At 69.9% G+C, this 18,427-nt stretch carries 17 protein-coding genes and 2 pseudogenes; 15 read left to right on the top strand and 4 right to left on the bottom strand.

The window, feature by feature from the left end; genetic code table 11:
• The 5 genes from RM812_RS03915 to RM812_RS03935 all read left to right on the top strand — a co-directional run bounded on the left by RM812_RS03915 (position 1) and on the right by RM812_RS03935 (position 6,150).
• Positions 1–1,797 carry an ABC transporter substrate-binding protein gene (locus RM812_RS03915; RefSeq protein ID WP_311570978.1) on the top strand — a complete coding sequence of 599 codons (1,797 nt, stop codon included), beginning with the start codon at positions 1–3 and terminating at the stop codon, positions 1,795–1,797.
• 108 nt (positions 1,798–1,905) lie between these two features.
• Complete coding sequence (locus tag RM812_RS03920; RefSeq protein ID WP_311570979.1) at positions 1,906–2,904, top strand: ABC transporter permease; 999 nt, start codon at positions 1,906–1,908, stop codon at positions 2,902–2,904.
• Complete coding sequence (locus RM812_RS03925) at positions 2,901–3,998, top strand: ABC transporter ATP-binding protein (protein WP_311570980.1); 1,098 nt, start codon at positions 2,901–2,903, stop codon at positions 3,996–3,998. Before RM812_RS03920 ends, RM812_RS03925 begins: the two co-directional genes overlap by 4 nt.
• Positions 3,999–4,060: 62 nt before the next feature.
• Entirely contained in the window at positions 4,061–5,419 is a 1,359-nt protein-coding gene (locus RM812_RS03930) for an ABC transporter ATP-binding protein (protein ID WP_311571167.1), read from the top strand.
• A gap of 71 nt (positions 5,420–5,490) precedes the next feature.
• Positions 5,491–6,150: a trimeric intracellular cation channel family protein gene (locus tag RM812_RS03935; protein WP_311570981.1), complete on the top strand. Its 660-nt coding sequence runs from the start codon at positions 5,491–5,493 to the stop codon at positions 6,148–6,150.
• Between the two features lie 4 nt (positions 6,151–6,154).
• Here RM812_RS03935 and RM812_RS03940 read toward each other — a convergent pair.
• Positions 6,155–6,313 (bottom strand): annotated as a pseudogene (locus RM812_RS03940) (erythromycin esterase family protein); the annotation flags it as partial.
• 1 nt (position 6,314) lies between these two features.
• Between RM812_RS03940 and RM812_RS03945 the strand changes: the two are divergent.
• A pseudogene (locus RM812_RS03945) lies at positions 6,315–6,701 on the top strand (TioE family transcriptional regulator); the annotation flags it as partial.
• A gap of 45 nt (positions 6,702–6,746) precedes the next feature.
• Positions 6,747–7,607 carry a thioesterase family protein gene (locus RM812_RS03950; RefSeq protein ID WP_311570982.1) on the top strand — a complete coding sequence of 287 codons (861 nt, stop codon included), beginning with the start codon at positions 6,747–6,749 and terminating at the stop codon, positions 7,605–7,607.
• Positions 7,608–7,665: 58 nt separating this feature from the next.
• Here RM812_RS03950 and RM812_RS03955 read toward each other — a convergent pair whose 3' ends face one another.
• A complete protein-coding gene (locus RM812_RS03955) occupies positions 7,666–8,292 on the bottom strand; it encodes a TetR family transcriptional regulator (RefSeq protein ID WP_311570983.1) in 627 nt (208 codons plus the stop codon).
• Positions 8,293–8,407: 115 nt separating this feature from the next.
• On the opposite strand from RM812_RS03955, the gene RM812_RS03960 reads away from it, so the two are divergent.
• The 3 genes from RM812_RS03960 (at position 8,408) to RM812_RS03970 (ending at position 10,195) form a co-directional block, all read left to right on the top strand.
• Entirely contained in the window at positions 8,408–8,575 is a 168-nt protein-coding gene (locus RM812_RS03960) for a hypothetical protein (protein WP_311570984.1), read from the top strand.
• A gap of 84 nt (positions 8,576–8,659) precedes the next feature.
• Entirely contained in the window at positions 8,660–8,929 is a 270-nt protein-coding gene (locus RM812_RS03965) for a DUF4190 domain-containing protein (RefSeq protein WP_311570985.1), read from the top strand.
• A gap of 96 nt (positions 8,930–9,025) precedes the next feature.
• Complete coding sequence (locus RM812_RS03970; RefSeq protein ID WP_311570986.1) at positions 9,026–10,195, top strand: cysteine desulfurase family protein; 1,170 nt, start codon at positions 9,026–9,028, stop codon at positions 10,193–10,195.
• A 28-nt stretch (positions 10,196–10,223) separates the two neighbouring features.
• On the opposite strand, the gene RM812_RS03975 is transcribed toward RM812_RS03970, so the two are convergent.
• A complete protein-coding gene (locus RM812_RS03975; RefSeq protein ID WP_311570987.1) occupies positions 10,224–10,946 on the bottom strand; it encodes an N-acetylmuramoyl-L-alanine amidase in 723 nt (240 codons plus the stop codon).
• A gap of 60 nt (positions 10,947–11,006) precedes the next feature.
• Here RM812_RS03975 and mnmA point away from each other — a divergent pair, with 60 nt between their 5' ends.
• The 5 genes from mnmA to RM812_RS04000 all read left to right on the top strand — a co-directional run bounded on the left by mnmA (position 11,007) and on the right by RM812_RS04000 (position 18,254).
• Entirely contained in the window at positions 11,007–12,137 is a 1,131-nt protein-coding gene (gene mnmA / locus RM812_RS03980; protein ID WP_311570988.1) for a tRNA 2-thiouridine(34) synthase MnmA, read from the top strand.
• A gap of 120 nt (positions 12,138–12,257) precedes the next feature.
• Positions 12,258–13,553, top strand: coding sequence for an AAA family ATPase (locus tag RM812_RS03985; RefSeq protein WP_311570989.1), 1,296 nt, complete (start codon positions 12,258–12,260; stop codon positions 13,551–13,553).
• A gap of 22 nt (positions 13,554–13,575) precedes the next feature.
• A complete protein-coding gene (locus tag RM812_RS03990) occupies positions 13,576–14,343 on the top strand; it encodes an RloB family protein (RefSeq protein WP_311570990.1) in 768 nt (255 codons plus the stop codon).
• A gap of 121 nt (positions 14,344–14,464) precedes the next feature.
• The gene (locus tag RM812_RS03995) at positions 14,465–17,062 is read left to right on the top strand and encodes a type I restriction-modification system subunit M (protein ID WP_311570991.1); all 2,598 of its coding nucleotides are present in this window, start codon (positions 14,465–14,467) and stop codon (positions 17,060–17,062) included.
• Positions 17,052–18,254: a restriction endonuclease subunit S gene (locus RM812_RS04000; RefSeq protein WP_311570992.1), complete on the top strand. Its 1,203-nt coding sequence runs from the start codon at positions 17,052–17,054 to the stop codon at positions 18,252–18,254. Before RM812_RS03995 ends, RM812_RS04000 begins: the two co-directional genes overlap by 11 nt.
• Here RM812_RS04000 and RM812_RS04005 read toward each other — a convergent pair.
• Positions 18,223–18,426, bottom strand: coding sequence for a DUF397 domain-containing protein (locus tag RM812_RS04005; protein ID WP_311570993.1), 204 nt, complete (start codon positions 18,424–18,426; stop codon positions 18,223–18,225). The two genes, RM812_RS04000 and RM812_RS04005, sit on opposite strands and share 32 nt — an antisense overlap.
• Position 18,427 lies beyond the last annotated feature (1 nt).

Below are 18,427 nucleotides of genomic sequence, written 5' to 3' on the forward strand. Positions count from 1 at the left end.
GTGACTACCCAACGCACCTCAGGGCGGCGCAAGCAGGCTTTGGCCGCTGCCGCAGTGGTCGCCGCGCTGCTGACCACGGCGGCGTGCGGCGGCGGCGATGACAGCGACGGCGGGGGATCGAAGAACGGCGCGGCCGGCTTCGACGCCGCGAACAACAAGGTCGCCCAGGCCGACCAGGCCAAGAAGGGCGGCGAGCTGAAGTTCGCCAGTGCCCAGGACGCCGACTCGTGGGACACCACGCGTGGCTACTACGGCTTCATGTGGAACTTCTCCCGCTACTACTCGCGCCAGCTCGTCACGAACGCCACCGAGCCGGGCAAGGCCGGCGCCGGCGTGACCCCGGACCTCGCGACCGGGCTCGCCAAGGTCTCGGACGACGGCAAGACCTACACGTACACCCTGCGTGAGGGCATCACCTGGGAGGACGGCAAGCCGATCACCTCCAAGGACATCAAGTACGGCATCGAGCGCGTCTGGGCGCAGGACGTGCTGGCCGGCGGCCCCACGTACCTCAAGGACGTGCTCGACCCCAAGGGCGAGTACCAGGGTCCCTACAAGGACACCTCCAAGGACAAGCTCGGCCTGAAGGCGATCGAGACGCCGGACGACAAGACCATCATCTTCAAGCTGCCGAAGGCCAACTCGGACTTCGAGGAGATGCTGGCGCTCACCTCCGCGTCCCCGGTCCGCCAGGACAAGGACACCAAGTCCAAGTACCAGCTGCACCCGTTCTCCTCGGGCCCGTACAAGTTCCAGTCGTACAGCCCGGGCAAGGACCTCGTCCTGGTCCGCAACACCGAGTGGAAGCAGGAGTCGGACCCGGTCCGCAAGGCGTACCCGGACAAGATCTCCATCAAGTTCTTCTCCAACGCCAACGACCTGGACGCCCGCCTCATCGCCGGCGACTACGACCTGGACCTCGCCCAGACCGGTCTGTCGCCGCAGGGCCGCACCACCGCCCTCAAGCAGCACAAGAACAACCTGGACAACCCGGTCTCCGGCTACGTCCGCTACGCGGTGTTCCCGCAGAGCGTGAAGCCGTTCGACAACATCCACTGCCGCAAGGCCGTGCTCTACGGCGCCGACCACGTCTCCCTCCAGACCGCGCGCGGCGGCCCGGTCGCCGGTGGCGAGATCGGCACCAACATGCTGCCGCCGTCCGTGCCGGGCGCCGAGGGCCAGAAGTACGACCCGTACGAGATGGCCGGTGCCAACAAGAACGGCAACGTCGCCAAGGCCAAGGAAGAGCTGAAGGCCTGCGGCCAGCCCAACGGCTTCAAGACCACCATCGCGGTCCGCAACAACAAGCCGGTCGAGGTGGCCACCGCCGAGTCGCTCCAGGCGTCGCTGAAGAAGATCGGCATCACCGTCGACATCGACCAGTACGACGGTGCCCAGACCGCCGGCATCATCGGCAGCCCCTCGAACGTGCAGAAGAAGGGCTACGGCATCATCATCATGGGCTGGGGCCCGGACTTCCCGTCCGTCCAGGGCTACGGTCTGCCGCTGTGGAACAGCAGGTACATCCAGGAGAGCGGTAACAACAACTACGCGCTCATCAACGACAAGTCGATCGACGGCCTGTTCGAGGACTACGTCAACACGCTGGACGACACCGGCAAGGCCAAGATCGCCACGGAGATCAACCACAAGGTGATGGAGGGCGGCTACTACCTGCCCTTCGTCTTCGAGAAGTTCATCAACTGGCGCTCGAGCCGGCTGGCGAACGTGTACACCACCGACGGCTACAGCGGTATGTACGACTTCGTCAACCTCGGCCTGAAGTCCGCGAAGTAACCGGTACACCCGCCGTACGGCACGAAAGGCAGGTGAAGGCCGGCGCGGCGTGACCGCGGGCCACCGGACGACCTCCGGTGGCCCGCGGTCCGCAGCGGGCCGTTAGCTGTGCTCGCTTACCTCATCAGGCGGTTGTTCGCCGCCGCAGTGATGCTCGTGGTCATCGTCATGGTGGTCTTCAGCATCTTCTTCCTGATCCCCAAGTGGGCAGGCGTCGACATCGCCACGAGCTTCGTGGGCAAGCAGGCCGACCCGGCCGCGGTCAAGGCCGTGGGGGAGAAGCTGGGTCTCAACGACCCGATCTTCGCCCAGGTCTGGGAGTTCTTCCGGGGCATCTTCGTGGGCCGCACCTACTCGGCCGGCGGCGATGTCACGGACTGCGCAGCCCCGTGCTTCGGCTACTCCTTCCGGAGTGAGCAGGCCATCTGGCCGGTGCTGACCGACCGCTTCCCGGTGACCCTGGGTCTCGCGCTCGGCGCCGCCGTCCTGTGGCTGATCTTCGGTCTGGCCGCGGGTGTGCTCTCGGCCCTCAAGCGGGGCACCCTGTGGGACCGCGGCGCGATGATCGTCGCCCTGGCGGGTGTCTCCCTCCCCATCTACTTCACCGGTCTGCTCAGCCTGGCGGTCTTCTCCTACGGACTGGGCTGGCTCGACGCGCAGTACGTGCCCATGGAGGAGAGCTTCACCGGCTGGCTCGGCGGCATGATCCTGCCGTGGATCACGCTGGCGTTCCTGTACGCGGCGATGTACGCCCGTATCACCCGTGCGACCATGATGGAGATCCTCGGCGAGGACTACATCCGCACCGCCCGGGCCAAGGGACTGAAGGAAGGCGTCGTCATCCGCAAGCACGCCATGCGCTCGACGATGACGCCCATCCTGACGATGCTGGGCATGGACCTGGGTGCCCTCATCGGCGGCGCGATCCTGACCGAGACCACGTTCAGCCTCCCCGGCCTCGGCCAGGCCGTGCTCAACGCGATCAAGAACCAGGACCTGCCCGTCATCCTGGGCGTCACCCTGATCACTTCTCTCGCGGTGCTGCTCGCCAACCTCGTGGTGGACGTCCTGTACGCCGTGATCGACCCCCGAGTGAGGCTCACATGACCGAACTCAGCAAGAGCGGAGCAGCCGTGGGCGAGCCCACCGGCTCCTCGCCCGCGCCGAGCGCCTTCCTGGAAGTACGCGACCTGAAGGTCCACTTCCCGACCGACGACGGCCTGGTCAAGTCCGTCGACGGGCTCAGCTTCCAGCTGGAGAAGGGCAAGACCCTCGGCATCGTGGGCGAGTCCGGCTCCGGCAAGTCGGTGACCTCGCTCGGCATCATGGGGCTGCACACCGCCGGCCAGTACGGCAAGCGCAAGGCGCAGATCTCGGGCGAGATCTGGCTGGACGGCACCGAGCTGCTGTCCGCCGACCCGGACCACGTGCGCAAGCTGCGCGGGCAGCAGATGGCGATGATCTTCCAGGACCCGCTGTCCGCGCTGCACCCGTACTACACGATCGGCCAGCAGATCGTGGAGGCGTACCGCATCCACCACGACGTGGACAAGAAGACCGCCAAGCGCCGTGCCGTGGAGATGCTCGACCGGGTCGGCATCCCGCAGCCGGACAAGCGGGTGGACAGCTACCCGCACGAGTTCTCCGGCGGTATGCGCCAGCGCGCGATGATCGCGATGTCGCTGGTCAACAACCCCGAACTGCTCATCGCGGACGAGCCGACCACGGCCCTGGACGTGACTGTCCAGGCGCAGATCCTCGACCTGATCCGCGATCTGCAGAAGGAGTTCGGCTCCGCGGTCATCGTCATCACCCACGACCTGGGCGTCGTCGCCGAGCTCGCCGACGACCTCCTGGTGATGTACGGCGGCCGCTGCGTCGAGCGCGGCCCGGCGGAGAAGGTGTTCTACGAGCCCCGGCACCCCTACACCTGGGGCCTGCTCGGCTCGATGCCGCGGCTCGACCGCGACCAGCAGGAACGCCTCATCCCGGTCAAGGGCTCCCCGCCCTCCCTCATCAACCTGCCGTCCGGCTGCGCCTTCAACCCGCGCTGCCCGTACGCCGACGTGCCCAAGGACGACATCACCCGCACGGTCCGCCCCGAGCTGACCGAGGTCGGCAGCAAGCACTGGGCCGCCTGCCACATGTCGCAGGAGCAGCGGGAGCGTATCTGGACCGAAGAGATTGCGCCGAAGCTGTGAGCGACAACAGCGCGAAAGCCAAGGACGAATCAGCCAAGGACGAAACAGCCAAGGACGAAGCAGTGGCCATCCCGGCACAGAGCAGCGGTGCTGCGACCCTCACCAAGGACGCCGCCCCCGGCGAGACCCTGCTGAAGGTGACCGGGCTGCAGAAGCACTTCCCGATCAAGAAGGGCCTGCTGCAGCGCCAGGTCGGCGCGGTACGCGCCGTCGACGGCCTCGACTTCGAGGTCCGGGCCGGTGAGACCCTCGGTGTCGTGGGCGAGTCGGGCTGCGGCAAGTCGACCATGGGCCGGCTGATCACCCGGCTGCTGGAACCGACGGCCGGCAAGGTCGAGTTCGAGGGCAAGGACATCACCCACCTCGGGGTCGGCGGGATGCGTCCGCTGCGCCGCGACGTGCAGATGATCTTCCAGGACCCGTACTCGTCGCTGAACCCCCGCCACACCATCGGCACGATCATCAGCGCCCCCTTCAAGCTCCAGGGCGTCGAGCCCGAGGGCGGGGTCAAGAAGGAGGTGCAGCGGCTGCTGTCGGTGGTCGGTCTCAACCCCGAGCACTACAACCGCTACCCGCACGAGTTCTCCGGCGGCCAGCGCCAGCGCATCGGCATCGCCCGCGCGCTCGCGCTGAACCCCAAGCTGGTCGTGGCCGACGAGCCGGTCTCCGCGCTCGACGTGTCGATCCAGGCCCAGGTCGTCAACCTGCTCGACGACCTCCAGCAGGAGCTGGGCCTGACGTACGTGATCATCGCGCACGACCTGTCCGTCGTCCGGCACGTCTCGGACCGGATCGCGGTGATGTACCTCGGCAAGATCGTGGAACTGGCCGATCGCGACCTGCTCTACAAGACGCCGATGCACCCGTACACCAAGGCGCTGATGTCGGCGGTGCCGATCCCGGACCCGGCACGCAAGTCGGCCAAGAGCGAGCGCATCCTGCTCAAGGGTGACGTGCCCTCGCCGATCTCCCCGCCGAGCGGGTGCCGCTTCCACACGCGGTGCTGGAAGGCGACGGAGATCTGCAAGACGACCGAGCCGCCGTTGAAGGAGCTGCGGCCCGGCCAGCAGGTGGCCTGCCACCACCCGGAGAACTTCGCGGACCAGGCCCCGCAGGACGTCGTCCTGCTCTCCGACGCCAAGGAGGCGGCGGAGCTGGTGTCCGAGGAGGCGCTGGCCGAGTCGGCGGAGACCTCGGCGGCGTTGGCCGCGCAGGTCGAGGCCGAGTCCGAGCCCGAGTCCGAGCGTGCGGAGGACGCCGCCGACGGCGAGGGCGGCGAGGGCGGCGAGGGTGGCGACAAGTCCGCGGCCGAGGGCGGCGACAAGCCCGCGGCCGAGGGCGGCGACAAGCCCGCCGCCGAGCCCGCCGCCAAGGGCACGGACGACGGCGCGGACGAGGAGCCTCCCGCCAAGGAGAAGTGACCTTGCCCCCACCAGTGAGCCCCCGCCTTCATTTGTAAGGCGGGGGCTCACTGGCAGGTGAGAATGGAAGGGTGTACGAGCAACTCTTCACCCCCACCGTCCAGCACACGCTCGACCTGATCGGCATCTTCGTCTTCGCCATCTCCGGCGCGCTGCTGGCCGTCCGCAAGAACTTCGACGTGTTCGGCATCGCCGTCCTCGCCGAGGTCACCGCGCTGGGCGGAGGGCTGTTCCGGGACCTGATCATCGGGGCGGTGCCGCCCGCGGCCTTCACGGACCTGGGGTACTTCGTCACGCCGCTGCTCGCGACCGTGCTGGTCTTCTTCCTCCATCCGCACGTCGAACGCCTCCAGACCGGCGTGAACGTCTTCGACGCGGCCGGCCTCGGCCTGTTCTGCGTCGCCGGCACGACGAAGGCGTACGACTACGGGCTCGGCCTGACCGCCTCCGCCTGTCTGGGCCTGGCCACCGCGGTGGGCGGCGGCGTGCTGCGGGACGTGCTCGCCAACGAGGTGCCCTCACTGCTGCGCTGGGACCGCGACCTGTACGCCGTCCCGGCGATCGTCGGCTCCGCGATGGTCGCCCTGTGCATCCGCTACGAGGCCCTGACCCCGTTCACCAGCGGGCTGGCGGTGGTCACGGCCTTCGTCCTGCGCCTGCTCGCCCTGCGCTTCCACTGGCGGGCGCCGCGCGCCTGGAACCGGCGCTCGACGGTGGTGGAGGGCGAGTGAGCCGCTACCGGTCCGGACGGTCCGGCACGTCCTTGAGGAAGACGAGGCCGTCGATCGCGGCGAGGTGGCCCGGGTCCAGCGGGGCGTAACCGAACCAGGGGGACACGCGGGGCGCGGGCTCCATGTCGCCGAGGGCGGAGGCCAGCCGCCCGGGGTCGACGACGGCCGGGCCCGTGCCGGGGGCCGGTGCCGGGTTCGTCGGGCCGCTGGCCAAGGAGCTGGGTGTCCGGCCCGCGACCCTGCGCAAGTGGGAGCGTGCCGGGCTGGTGCGCCCGCGCCGTGACCCGGTGACCGGATACCGTCTCTACACCGAGACCGACATGCGGGATGTCCGGCTGGTCCACCAGCTCAGAAGGGGCGGCTATCCGCTGGAGCGGATCGCTCCCGTGATCGACCAAGTGCGGTCGGCCGGTGGACTGGAGCCGCTGGAGGCCACCCTGCGCGACTGGCACGGTCGCGTCACCGCCCGCGGTCGCGCGATGCTGACGGGGGCCGCCGTCCTGCAGGAGTACCTGCGTGAGCGGGAACGGACCGGCGCCTCGGAGGATTAACAAGCAAAGCTACCGCTTAGTAGTCCCCTGTTGTACCGTGCAGCCATGCCAGAAGCAGCCTCCGCACCGGCCGTACGGGCCACCATCGGCGACAGCGAGTTCGACCGGGACATCGCCGTCACCCGGCGTGCCCCCGGCGTGTACGACATCGACCTCTCCGCCGGCTGGACGATCATCAACGCCGTCAACGGCGGGTATCTGCTGGCCGTCCTGGGTCGCGCCCTCGGGGACGCCCTCCCGCACCCCGACCCGTTCACCATCTCGGCCCACTACCTCACCGCGTCCCGGCCGGGCCCGGCGGTCGTGCGCACCGAGACCGTCCGCACCGGGCGCACCCTCTCCACCGGCCAGGCCTCCCTCTTCCAGTACGACGACGAGGGCAACGAGGTCGAGCGGATCCGCGTCCTCGCCTCCTACGGCGACCTCGCCACGCTGCCCGACGACGTCCGGACCTCGGCCGAGCCGCCCGCGATCCCGCCGATGGACCAGTGCTTCGGCCCGGAGGACGGCCCCGCGCCCGTCGAGGGCAGCTCGGCCATCGCCGACCGGCTGAAGCTCAAGCTGGACCCGGCCACCCTGGGCTGGGCGCTGGGGCAGCCCTCGGGCCGGGGTGAGATGCGGGCCTGGTTCGGGCTCGCGGACGGCCGCGACGCGGACCCGCTCTCGCTGCTCCTCGCGGTGGACGCGCTGCCCCCGACCGCCTTCGAACTCGGGCTCAAGGGCTGGGTGCCGACGGTCGAGCTGACCGCGCACGTGCGGTGCCGCCCGGCGCCGGGCCCGCTGCGGGTCTGCATCACGACCCGCAACCTCGCCGGCGGCTTCCTGGAGGAGGACGCCGAGGTCTGGGACAGCGCCGACCGCCTGGTCGCCCAGTCCCGTCAGCTGGCCCGGGTCCGGCTCGGCTGACCCACGCCGTCCCGGCCGCCGTGCGGAGCCCTGCCCCGCCCGGCGGCGGGTCCTGTTCTCAGTCCAGCCAGTGCGTGCGGCCGACGCTGATCAGCCGCAGCTGCCGGGTCGCCGTCTCGGCGGCACGCCGGCGCTCCTCCTCCGGGGCGTCCAGCGCCTCCAGGAACAGGGAGGCCGTGATCAGCATCTGGTCGACGTAGAGGCCCGCCAGCATCCGCAGGTCGGCATCGCTCCAGCCCGCCGACGTCGTGTCCTTGGCCAGCTCGGCCTTCACCTCCTCGGCGAACCGCGCCAGCTGCTCCCGTATGGCCTCCCGTACCGGTTGCACCCCGCCGTGCCGCTCGCGCGCGATGAAGCGGACGTGGGCGGGGTGCGCGGCCACATGGCCGGCGATCAACTCGACCGCGCGGGCGATGCGTTCGTCGCTGTCCTCGGCCGGCGACACCGTGGTGCGGATCATCGGGTGCAGGCTGCCCAGCGCCTCCTCCACCAGCGCCACGCCGAGGTCGGCCGTGGAGCGGAAGTGGCGGTAGAAGGCGGTCGGGGCGACGCCCACCGCACGCGTGACCTCGCGCAGCCCCAGGCTGCTCAGACTCTGCTCCTCGAGCAGCCCGAGCGCCGCGTCCAGGAGCGCCCGCCGGGTCCTCTGCTTCTGCGCCTGCCGAACGCCGGACGTGTGACTCATGCCATGCAGTTAACAACTGTTCTCCGGAATTGGAAAGCCGCGAGGCGCGTTAGGCTGGAAAGTCAGTGAACAACTGTAACTACAACCGTTCACCGAAGGTTGGGAGATCCGCTCCGTGCTGTTTCTCGTCGCCGCACTTCTGCTCTTCGGCGTGGTGCTGGGCACCGTCGCCCACGCGCCGCTCACCTTCTCCGTCGCGATCGGCCTGGTCATCGCCGTCTGGCTCGGCATCTTCGCGATCCGCGAGCGCCACGGCCGCGGGCGGAGCACCTCCGCCCACTGACGCGCGGCCTCCGCCCACTGGCCTGCGGCCTCCGCCCACTGACGCACGGGCCACCGCCCACTGACGCACGGTAGGGAGAACATCATGCAGCTCACCGCACCGGCCACCACCCGCCGGACCGGCATCCGGGACGCCGACGGAATGGCCGTCGCCTCCTTCGTCCTCGGCCTGCTCGGCCTGCTCGTCCTCAACGTCTTCCTGGGCCCCGTCGCCATCGCCCTGGCCGGCGTCGCCCTGTGGCGCGGCACCGCCCGCCGTGGCAGGGCACTCCTCGGCCTCGGTCTGGGCGTCGCCGACCTGCTCGTCCTCGCCGCGTTCATGGCCATGGACAACACGATGTCCTGGAGCCTTTGAGCCACCGGGCCCCGCGCACCCTCCGCGCGGCGCGCGCGCAAGAGGCCAACCTTGACCTGAGTCCGGGCGGGCCCGCCCCGTAGAATCGGCCTCACCATGGCTTACCTCGACCACGCCGCGACCACCCCGATGCTCCCCGAGGCGGTCGAGGCACTCACCGCGCACCTGGGCGCCACCGGCAACGCCTCCTCCCTCCACGCGGCCGGCCGTCGCGCACGGCGCACCGTCGAGGAGGCCCGCGAGACCCTCGCCGAGGCCCTCGGCGCCCGCCCCAGCGAGGTGGTGTTCACCTCCGGCGGTACCGAGGCCGACAACCTCGCCGTCAAAGGCCTGTACTGGGCCCGCCGCGACGCCGACCCGGCCCGTACCCGGGTCCTGGCCAGCCCCGTCGAACACCACGCGGTCCTCGACGCCGTCCACTGGCTCGGCGAGCACGAGGGCGCGACCGTCGAGTACCTGCCGGTCGACGCCCACGGTCGCGTCCACCCCGAGGCGCTGCGCGAGGCCATCGCCCGAGACCCCGCCGACGTGGCCCTCGCCACCGTCATGTGGGCCAACAACGAGATCGGCACGGTCATGCCGGTCCGTGAACTCGCCGACGTGGCCGCCGAGTTCGGTATCCCCCTGCACGCCGACGCCGTCCAGGCCGTCGGCCAGCTCCCCGTCGACTTCGCCGCCTCCGGGCTCGCCGCGATGACGGTTTCCAGCCACAAGATCGGCGGCCCCTACGGTATCGGCGCGCTGCTCCTCGGCCGCGAGTACACCCCGGTGCCCGTCCTGCACGGCGGCGGCCAGGAGCGCCACGTCCGCTCCGGCACCCTCGACGTCCCCGCCGTCGCGTCCTTCGCGGTCGCCGGCCGCCTCGCCGCCGAGCAGCGCGAGTGGTTCGCCCGCGAGATCGGCGCGCTGCGCGACGACCTGGTCGACGCGGTCCGTACGGCGGTCCCGGACGCGATCCTCGGCGGGGACCCGGCACCGGAGGGCCGCCTCCCGGCCAACGCCCACTTCACCTTCCCCGGCTGCGAGGGCGACTCCCTCCTCCTCCTGCTCGACGCCCAGGGCATCGAGTGCTCCACCGGCTCCGCCTGCACCGCGGGCGTCGCCCAGCCCAGCCACGTCCTGCTGGCCACCGGCACCGCCCCCGACCTGGCCCGCGGCACCCTGCGCTTCTCCCTGGGACACACCTCCACGGACGCCGACGTGAAAGCCCTGGCCAAGGCGATCGGCCCGGCAGTGGAACGGGCGCGGGCGGCGGGGCTGACCTGAAGGCCCTGTCTCAGGCCCCAGCTCTGTCTCAGACGCCGGTCCCGCTCGGCGTCGGGCCCGTGGGTCCGCCGGAGGGCGGCCCGCTCGTGGCCGCCCGTCGCACCAGCTTCATGTACCGGTCCCAGTCCCAGTGCGGCCCCGGGTCGGTGTGGTCGGTGCCCGGCACCTCCACGTGGCCGATGATGTGCTCGCGGTCGACGGGTATCTCGTACCGCGCGCAGATCCCCGCCGTCAGCCGCGCCGAGGCCGCGTACATCTCGCCGGTGAAGTCCTGCGGCCGGTCCACGAACCCCTCGTGCTCGATGCCGACACTGCGCTCGTTGTAGTCGCGGTTGCCCGCGTGGTACGCCACGTCCAGCTCCCGGATCATCTGGGTGACGCGCCCGTCCTGCCCGACGATGTAGTGCGCGGCCGCCTTGTGCCCCGGGTCCTGGAACGCCCGCACCGCGCTCGCGAAACTGCCCTGCGTGACATGGACGACCACCATGTCGATGCCGAAGTCGTCGGGCCGGTCCGCCCGCCGCCAGTTCGCGTCCGACGCCGCCACCCACCGGGCTCCGGTGTAGTCGACCGCCCCCTGTTCCCGCGGCTTCTCCACGCCGGGCGCACGCCACCACAGGCGGGCCAGCTCGTCGCGCGCCAGCACCGCCGTGCCCACGGCCGCGGCCGTGCCGCCGACGAGCAGCGCCCGCCGCCCGAGGCGCCGGTCCGCGTCCTTGGATCCGCTCGTGGATTCCTGCTTCGCCCCCATGCGATCTTCAACGCATACTCGCGGGCTCCGGTTCCCGGCTCCCCGTACTCTGGAAGGGTTATGACTCACATCCCGCAGCCCACCCGGCCCCTCCGCGTCCTCGCCGCCATGTCGGGCGGAGTCGACTCCGCCGTCGCCGCCGCCCGCGCGGCCGAGGCGGGGCACGACGTGACCGGCGTCCACCTCGCGCTCTCCGCGAACCCGCAATCCTTCCGCACGGGCGCGCGGGGCTGTTGCACCATCGAGGACTCGAGGGACGCCCGCCGCGCCGCGGACGTCATCGGCATCCCCTTCTACGTGTGGGACCTCGCCGACCGCTTCCGGGAGGACGTCGTCGAGGACTTCGTCGCCGAGTACGAGGCCGGCCGCACCCCGAACCCCTGCCTGCGCTGCAACGAGAAGATCAAGTTCGCCGCGCTGCTGGACAAGGCGCTGGCCCTGGGCTTCGACGCGGTCTGCACCGGTCACTACGCGAAGGTGATCCTCAAGGAGGACGGCACCCGCGAACTGCACCGCGCGTCCGACATGGCGAAGGACCAGTCGTACGTCCTCGGCGTGCTCGACGACCGGCAGCTCGCGCACGCCATGTTCCCGCTCGGCGACACGGTCACCACCAAGGACGAGATCCGCGCGGAGGCCGAGCGCAGGGGCCTCGCGGTGGCCAAGAAGCCCGACTCGCACGACATCTGCTTCATCGCCGACGGCGACACCCAGGGCTTCCTGGCGAACCGGCTGGGCCGGGCCGAGGGCGACATCGTCGACGAGACCGGCACCAAGCTCGGCACCCACGAGGGCGCCTACGGCTTCACCATCGGCCAGCGCAAGGGCCTGCGCATCGGCACCCCGGCCCCCGACGGCAAGCCGCGCTACGTCCTGGACATCTCCCCGGTGGACAACACCGTGACGGTCGGCCCGGCCGAGGCGCTCGACGTCGACGCCCTCCGCGCGATCAAGCCCCGCTGGTGCGGCGCCGCCCCCACCGGCCCCGGCACCTACACCGCGCAGCTCCGCGCCCACGGCGGCGAGACCGAGGTGCGGGCGGAGCTGGTCGACGGCGTCCTGGAGGTGTCGTTCACCGAGCCGGTGCGCGGCGTCGCCCCCGGCCAGGCGATCGTGCTGTACGACGGCACCCGCGTGGTGGGCTCGGCGACGATCGCCACCACGGCTCGCCGGGAAGCTGCCACGGTCTGATCACCGAGGGCTCGCAGCGGCTGGCACGGTCCGACCACCCGGGCATAGGCTGGCCGTCGCGGAAGGCCCGCGCAGTGTGAGCCGGTGGCGGGGCCTCCCCGCCCCTTCGGGAGGTGGACGGTGCTTCTGCGCTTTCGAGTGGCGAATCACCGCTCGATCCGGGACGAGGCCGAGCTGACACTTGTCGCTGCGGGCGGTGCTGACAGTCCCGACAGCATTGCGCGGGACAGCGGGATCGCGCAGGTCGATGGCGGGCAGGTGCCGGTGCTGCCCGTGGCCGGGCTCTTCGGTGCGAACGCTTCCGGCAAGAGCAACATGCTCAGCGCGTTCCACGCCATGCGGGAGGCGGTACGTACCTCCTTCGCGGACTGGGCCAAGTATCCCGGGGTACCTCACCGGCAGCCCTTCAAGCTGGACGCGGCCGGCGCCGAGGAGACCACCCTCTTCGAGGTCGATCTGGTCCTTGGCGCCCGCACACCCGTCCGCTACACCTACGGCTTCGAACTCTCCGACGACCGGGTGGAGGCCGAATGGCTGCACGCCTACCCGGACGGCATCCGGGAGGTGTGGTTCGACAGGGAGGCGGACCGCCCGGCGGAGGACGGCGACGAGTACCTCTTCGAGAGCCCGGCATTCACCGGACGCAGCCACGACATGGTCGCGCTCACCCGGCCGAACGCCCTCTTCCTCTCCACCGCGGCCACCCTCAACGACCCTCAGCTGTCCGCCCTGCACCGCTGGTTCCTGAACAACCTGTGGTTGATGACCCCGGGGGAGGACATCAGCCACCGCACCGACTGGACCAAGCGCCGTCTCACCGAACTCCGCGACGACACCGGCTACCGCGAACGACTCGTCCAGCTCCTGGCCGCCGCCGACCTCGGAGTCACCGGCTTCGATCTCGATCCGGACACCGGTACGGTCTCCCTTCGGCACCGGACGGAGGGGGCGGAAGCGGTGCCGCTCGACTTCCTCACCGAGGAGAGCTTCGGCACACACGCGTGGTTCGCCTTCCTCGGCCCGATGCTCACCGTCCTCGACAACGGGACGACGCTGCTGGTCGACGAGCTCGACTCCAGTCTCCATCCCACGCTGGCCGCCGAGGTCGTCCGCCTCTTCCAGGACCGTAAGGCCAATGCCAAGGGTGCCCAGCTGATCTTTACCACCCATGACGCCACGCTGCTCGGCAACGCCGTGCTGGACCGTCCGCTCGGCCGCGACCAGGTATGGCTCACCGCGAAGACGAAGTCCGGCGCGACCGAGCTGTATCCGCTGGTCGCCGCACACCCGGAGGCCGGCGAGGACCTGGAGCGCGGCTATCTGCGTGGCCGGTACGGAGGGGTGCCCCGGGTGACTCCGGGCGAGATCGCCCGTGAGGTGTCCTGGCTGGAGGAGAAGGCGGCAGCGACGGCGTGAGCGAGCGGGGTGGGCACGGAGCATGAGCAGCAGACGCAGGTCGAAGAAGGACGCGGCCAGCACGGTGATGCCGCCGCAGGCGCCTCCGTCGCAGTACTCACGTCGCGAGCGGGTGCTGTACGTGGGATGCGAAGGCGAGGTGACCGAGTACGACTACCTGCGCTACCTCAACAAGGAGTACGGGAGCGGCGACAGCGAGACCGGCCGGCCGGCCTTCACCATCAAGCCGGTCCGCAAGACCGACGGCCTGATCCCGTCCCGTACCGTCAAAGCGGTGGTCGAGGCCGCCCAGGGCGAGGACGAGACCTGGGTGCTCTTCGACCGGGACAGCCACCACGACATCCCGGAGGCCTTCGAGGCCGCAGCGGACTCGGACACCGAGGTCTGCTTCTCCCACCCCTCCTTCGAACTGTGGCTGCTGCTGCACTTCCAGCCGTTCGGCGGCGCCCAGGGCGCGGCGAAGAACACGCACGTCCTGGAGAAGCTGCGCAAGGCTGCCCCCGCGTACAAGCGGTTCGACAAGCCCGACAAGAGCCTTGACGCTGCCCGTACCAAGGCGCTGAAGGGCAAGGAGAAGACGGCGGTGCAGCACGCGCGAGCCCTGGTCGGTCAGTGCGAGCACGGTTCGTGCAAGCCCGCCAACGCCACGTTCGAGGCTCCGGAGTACGGTCGCTCGGCGAAGGAACGGGCCGCCCGCTCAGGGCACGCCAAGGACTGCGATGTCCTGAGCCGCGACCCGTCCACGGACGTGTGGCGACTCCTGGTCAGCCTGGGCATCGTCGAGGTCTGAGCGACGGCCGCGCCCCGGGGTGTACAGCGGCGGATGTCCGGGTTCCGCGCGGGTTAGCTCCTACACCGGCGGGCCGTCTAACCTTCCGTAGCACCTCCATTTCCGTACGAAGGATCCGCGCGTGGCCAGAATCACCCTGCCCGAGCTCGAGCGCCATCTCTTCTCGGCCGCCGACATCCTGCGCGGCCGGATGGACGCCTCCGAGTACCGCGACTTCATCTTCGGGATGCTCTTCCTGAAGCGGGCCTCGGACGAGTTCGAGCCGGAGTGGAAGCGGGTGTACGACGAGCGGCTCGCGCAGACCGGCGGCGACGAGGCGAGGGCATTGGCCAAGGCGAACAACCCGGCCGCCTACCCCCGCGTCTTCTACGTGCCGCCGCGGGCCCGCTGGTGGCGTGGACCACACCACGACCTGGAGAGGCCGCAGACCCCGGCGCCCGGCATCATGGCCCTGACCGAGAAGGTCGGCCAGGGCCTCGACGAGGCCTTGGTGGCGCTGCAGGAGGGCAACGACCTGCTCGCGGGCATCGCCTCGCACATCAGCTTCAACGAGGTGGTCGGCACCAAGCCGCGCTTCACCGACCCCGAGCTCCGTTCGCTGATCCGGCACTTCAGCCTCTACCGGCTGCGCAACGAGGACTTCGAGTTCCCCGACATGCTGGGCGCGGCCTACGAGTACCTTCTCGGCCGGTTCGCGGACTCGGCCGGCCAGCGCGGCGGCGAGTTCTACACGCCGCGTTCGGTGGTGCGGATGATGGTGCGCCTGGTCGACCCGCAGCCCGGGGAGTCGGTGTACGACCCGTGCGCGGGCTCCGGCGGCATGTTGATCGCGGCCCGCGAGCACGTCGAGGAACACGGCGGCGACCCTGAGGAACTGTCGGTCAACGGGCAGGACAAGAACGGCCCGTCCTGGTCCATGGCCAGCATGAACATGGTCCTGCACGGCATCCACACCTTCGACCTCCAGCACGGCGACACCCTCGCCGAGCCGCTCCACCTCGACAAGAACGACGGGCGGCTGCTCAAGTTCTCGGCGATCCTGTCCAACCCTCCGTTCTCGCTTCCCTACGACGAGGACGCCGTCGCCAAGGCCGACGAGGACCACGGCAAGCGGATGCACTGGGGCTGGACACCCGGGAGCGGCAAGAAGGCCGACCTGATGTTCGTCCAGCACATGGTGTCCGTCCTGGAGGAGGACGGCGGGCGAGCGGCCGTCGTCATGCCGTACGGGGTGCTCTTCCGGGGCGGCAAGGAACGCGAGATCCGCATCGGGATGCTCCGTGCGGACTGCGTGGAGGCTGTCATCGGCCTCGGCCCGAACCTGTTCTACGGCGCGGGCGTCCCGGCCTGCATCCTGATCCTGCGGCCCCCGCACGGGAAGACCGACCCGAAGCGTCTGGAGAAGGTCCTCTTCATCAACGCCGACCGGGATTTCACTCCCGGACGCAACCAGAACGAGCTCGGCCCCGAGCACGTCGAGAAGATCGTGACGGTCTTCCGCGAATGGCGCCTCATCGACGGCTACTCGCGCGAGGTCCACCGCGACGAGCTCCTCGCCCCCGACGCGAAGGGCGTCCCCGAGGCGAACTTCAACATCCGCCGCTGGGTGGACAACTCGCCGCCCGCAGAGCCGCAGGACGTGCGGGCGCATCTGTACGGGGGCGTGCCGGTCGCCGAGGTTGCGGCGAAGGAGGGGCTGTTCGAGGCGTACGGGGTCGACGCGGGTTCGCTGTTCACGCGCCGGGAGGGCTCAGGCGAGTACTACGACTTCCTGCCGGAGGGCGCGGAGGCCACGGCCGCCCGTATTCCGCGACTGACGTACGCGCGGGAGTCGGAGCTGCGCGAGACGTTCGACGGGTGGTGGTCGAAGTACTCCGGGCTCTTCGCGCAGCTCGCGGCGGACCGGAAACTGATGGACCTGCGCAGCGGGCTTCTCGACGGGTTCACTTCCGCGGTCGGCGGAGCCGGGGTCCTCGACGAGTTCACGACCGCCGGCATCATCGCCGCCTGGTGGACGGAGAACCGCTACGACATGAAGGCCCTCGCGGCGGGCGGCTTCGAGCGGGTCCTGGAAGGCTGGGTCGACTCCGTCGAGGCGATCGTCGACCCGGCGGTCCCCGGTGGCGACGCGGATGACGGGAAGCGCGCGTCGGTCTCCCCGGCCGAGCGCCGCAGGGCCCTCGACCAGCCGGTCGTCCGGGAGCTGATCCCGGAGTTCCTGGAGGCGGTCAAGGCGGCCGACAAGGCTGTCGCGGAGGCGGAGGCCGCGGCGAAGACGGCGGCTGAGGCGAGGGCGGAGGTGACGGATGCGGGCACGGACGACGAGTCCGAGTCCGCGTCCGGTGAACCGGCGGAGCCGGTCGCCCCGGAGGAGCTCGCCGCCCTGAAAACGGCGTTGACAGCGGCCAAGAAGGCCCTGACGGCGGCGCGCAAGAAGCGCAAGGCGCTGGACGACAGCTTCCTGCCGGAGTTGAAGCAGGCGGCTAAGCGGAAGCTGTCCGAGGTGGGCGGTCCGGAGGAGGTTGTCCTCGCGGTTCTGCGACGCGACCTGTCCGACCGCCTGAACGCGGCGTTGGCAGCGGGCCGCCGCGACATCGTCGCTTCTTTCCGACGTTGGGCAGAGAAGTACGAGGTGTCGCTGACGGACCTAGAAGACGCCAGCGACGACGCGGCGAAGGGGCTTGGGGAGTGGCTGGGGGTGCTGGGTTATGGGCGCTGATGGATGGGCCCTTCTGGGGTCGCTGCTGGCCGGCATCGAATCCGGGTGGAGCCCTGCATGCGACGCTGAGCAGCCTGGCCTCGATGAATGGGGTGTTGTAAAGGTCAGCGCGGTTACCTCGGGCCGGTTCATCGACGGCGAGGCCAAGCGCCTGCCGATGGGGCAGGTTCAGCGCCCGGAGCTGGAGATCAAGAGAGGCGACGTCCTGCTTGCGCGGGCCAATGGCGCCCGGTCTCTGGTGGGAGTTTCGTGCTACGTCACTGCGACCCGTCCGAGGCTCATGTTGTCGGACAAAGTGCTGCGACTCGCTCCTGACCGGACAGCGGTTGACCCCGTCTATCTGGCAATCCTGCTCGGTACTCCGGGAGTGCGGAGGCAGATTGGAAACCTGCTGAATGGTGGAACAGGCCAGAACAACATCACGCAGGACGACGTACGAACCCTGAAGATTCCGCGACTTCCGCTGCCCGAACAACGCGACATCGTCGCCGCGCACGAGGCGTTCGAGCGGCGGATCGGGGCGTTGGAGCGGGAGCTGGCGAAGCTGGCCACGCTTCGGAGAGGGATCGTTGACGAACGGGCCACAGGGCCTGATGCGCGACTTGGCGACCTCCTCACTGAGAGCCCGAAGAACGGTTATTCGGCGTCCGAGGTCCATGAGTGGACCGGGATGCTCGTTCTGGGGCTCGGCTGCCTGACCAACGATGGGTTCGTTCCTCGCCAGTTGAAGCGGATCCCGAAGTCGCCGCTCGCCGAGCGGTTCCGTCTGGCTGACGGAGACTTGCTGATGAGCCGGGCCAACACCCGTGAACTCGTGGGTCTCGCCGCCCGTTTCAGGGATGTCGGTCAGCCGTGCAGCTATCCGGACCTCATGATGCGATTGAGGCCGGACGAGGGCCGATGCCTCACCGCGTACCTGGAGCTGGTACTTGGTTCTTCACGCGTCCGACGTGATGTGCAGGCAGGAGCGCGAGGAACCAGTGAGAGCATGGTCAAGATCAGTGCGGGCACAGTGGAATCGCTGAGAATCCCCCTGCCGACGATTGCAGAGCAGCGGAAGGCGGTCGACGCAGTCACGTCGGTAGACCAGCGGTCCGCCACTGTACGAGTACTCCTCGCCAAGCTTCGTGTCACGCAACGGGCCGTAGTAGAGGACCTGCTCAGTGGCCGGTCCCGAGTGAACCGGACCTGAGGCCTTCTATCAACGCACCGAATGACGCCCGGCCCGTGACGAACACGTTCGCCGGGCGTTTGCTGTCCCGCACGGCAACTCCTGCCCGCACCGGCGCGACCTCGACGCAGTTGTTGCCACCGGAGTCGGAGTATGACGACTTCAACCACTGCGGGCCGGGCACGTGAGACACC

Origin of the sequence: Streptomyces lancefieldiae, from assembly GCF_031845825.1 — a bacterium.
GTDB lineage: Bacteria > Actinomycetota > Actinomycetes > Streptomycetales > Streptomycetaceae > Streptomyces > Streptomyces lancefieldiae.

What these genes read in the sequence shown, in the direction of transcription:
- RM812_RS03925 (WP_311570980.1), top strand. Translation starts at nt 2,901, where the DNA reads ATGACCGAACTCAGCAAGAGCGGAGCAGCCGTGGGCGAGCCCACCGGC.
- RM812_RS04000 (WP_311570992.1), top strand. Translation starts at nt 17,052, where the DNA reads ATGGGCGCTGATGGATGGGCCCTTCTGGGGTCGCTGCTGGCCGGCATC.
- RM812_RS03965 (WP_311570985.1), top strand. Translation starts at nt 8,660, where the DNA reads ATGCAGCTCACCGCACCGGCCACCACCCGCCGGACCGGCATCCGGGAC.
- RM812_RS03950 (WP_311570982.1), top strand. Translation starts at nt 6,747, where the DNA reads ATGCCAGAAGCAGCCTCCGCACCGGCCGTACGGGCCACCATCGGCGAC.
- RM812_RS03990 (WP_311570990.1), top strand. Translation starts at nt 13,576, where the DNA reads ATGAGCAGCAGACGCAGGTCGAAGAAGGACGCGGCCAGCACGGTGATG.
- mnmA (WP_311570988.1), top strand. Translation starts at nt 11,007, where the DNA reads ATGACTCACATCCCGCAGCCCACCCGGCCCCTCCGCGTCCTCGCCGCC.
- RM812_RS03970 (WP_311570986.1), top strand. Translation starts at nt 9,026, where the DNA reads ATGGCTTACCTCGACCACGCCGCGACCACCCCGATGCTCCCCGAGGCG.
- RM812_RS03975 (WP_311570987.1), bottom strand. Translation starts at nt 10,946, where the DNA reads ATGGGGGCGAAGCAGGAATCCACGAGCGGATCCAAGGACGCGGACCGG.
- RM812_RS03955 (WP_311570983.1), bottom strand. Translation starts at nt 8,292, where the DNA reads ATGAGTCACACGTCCGGCGTTCGGCAGGCGCAGAAGCAGAGGACCCGG.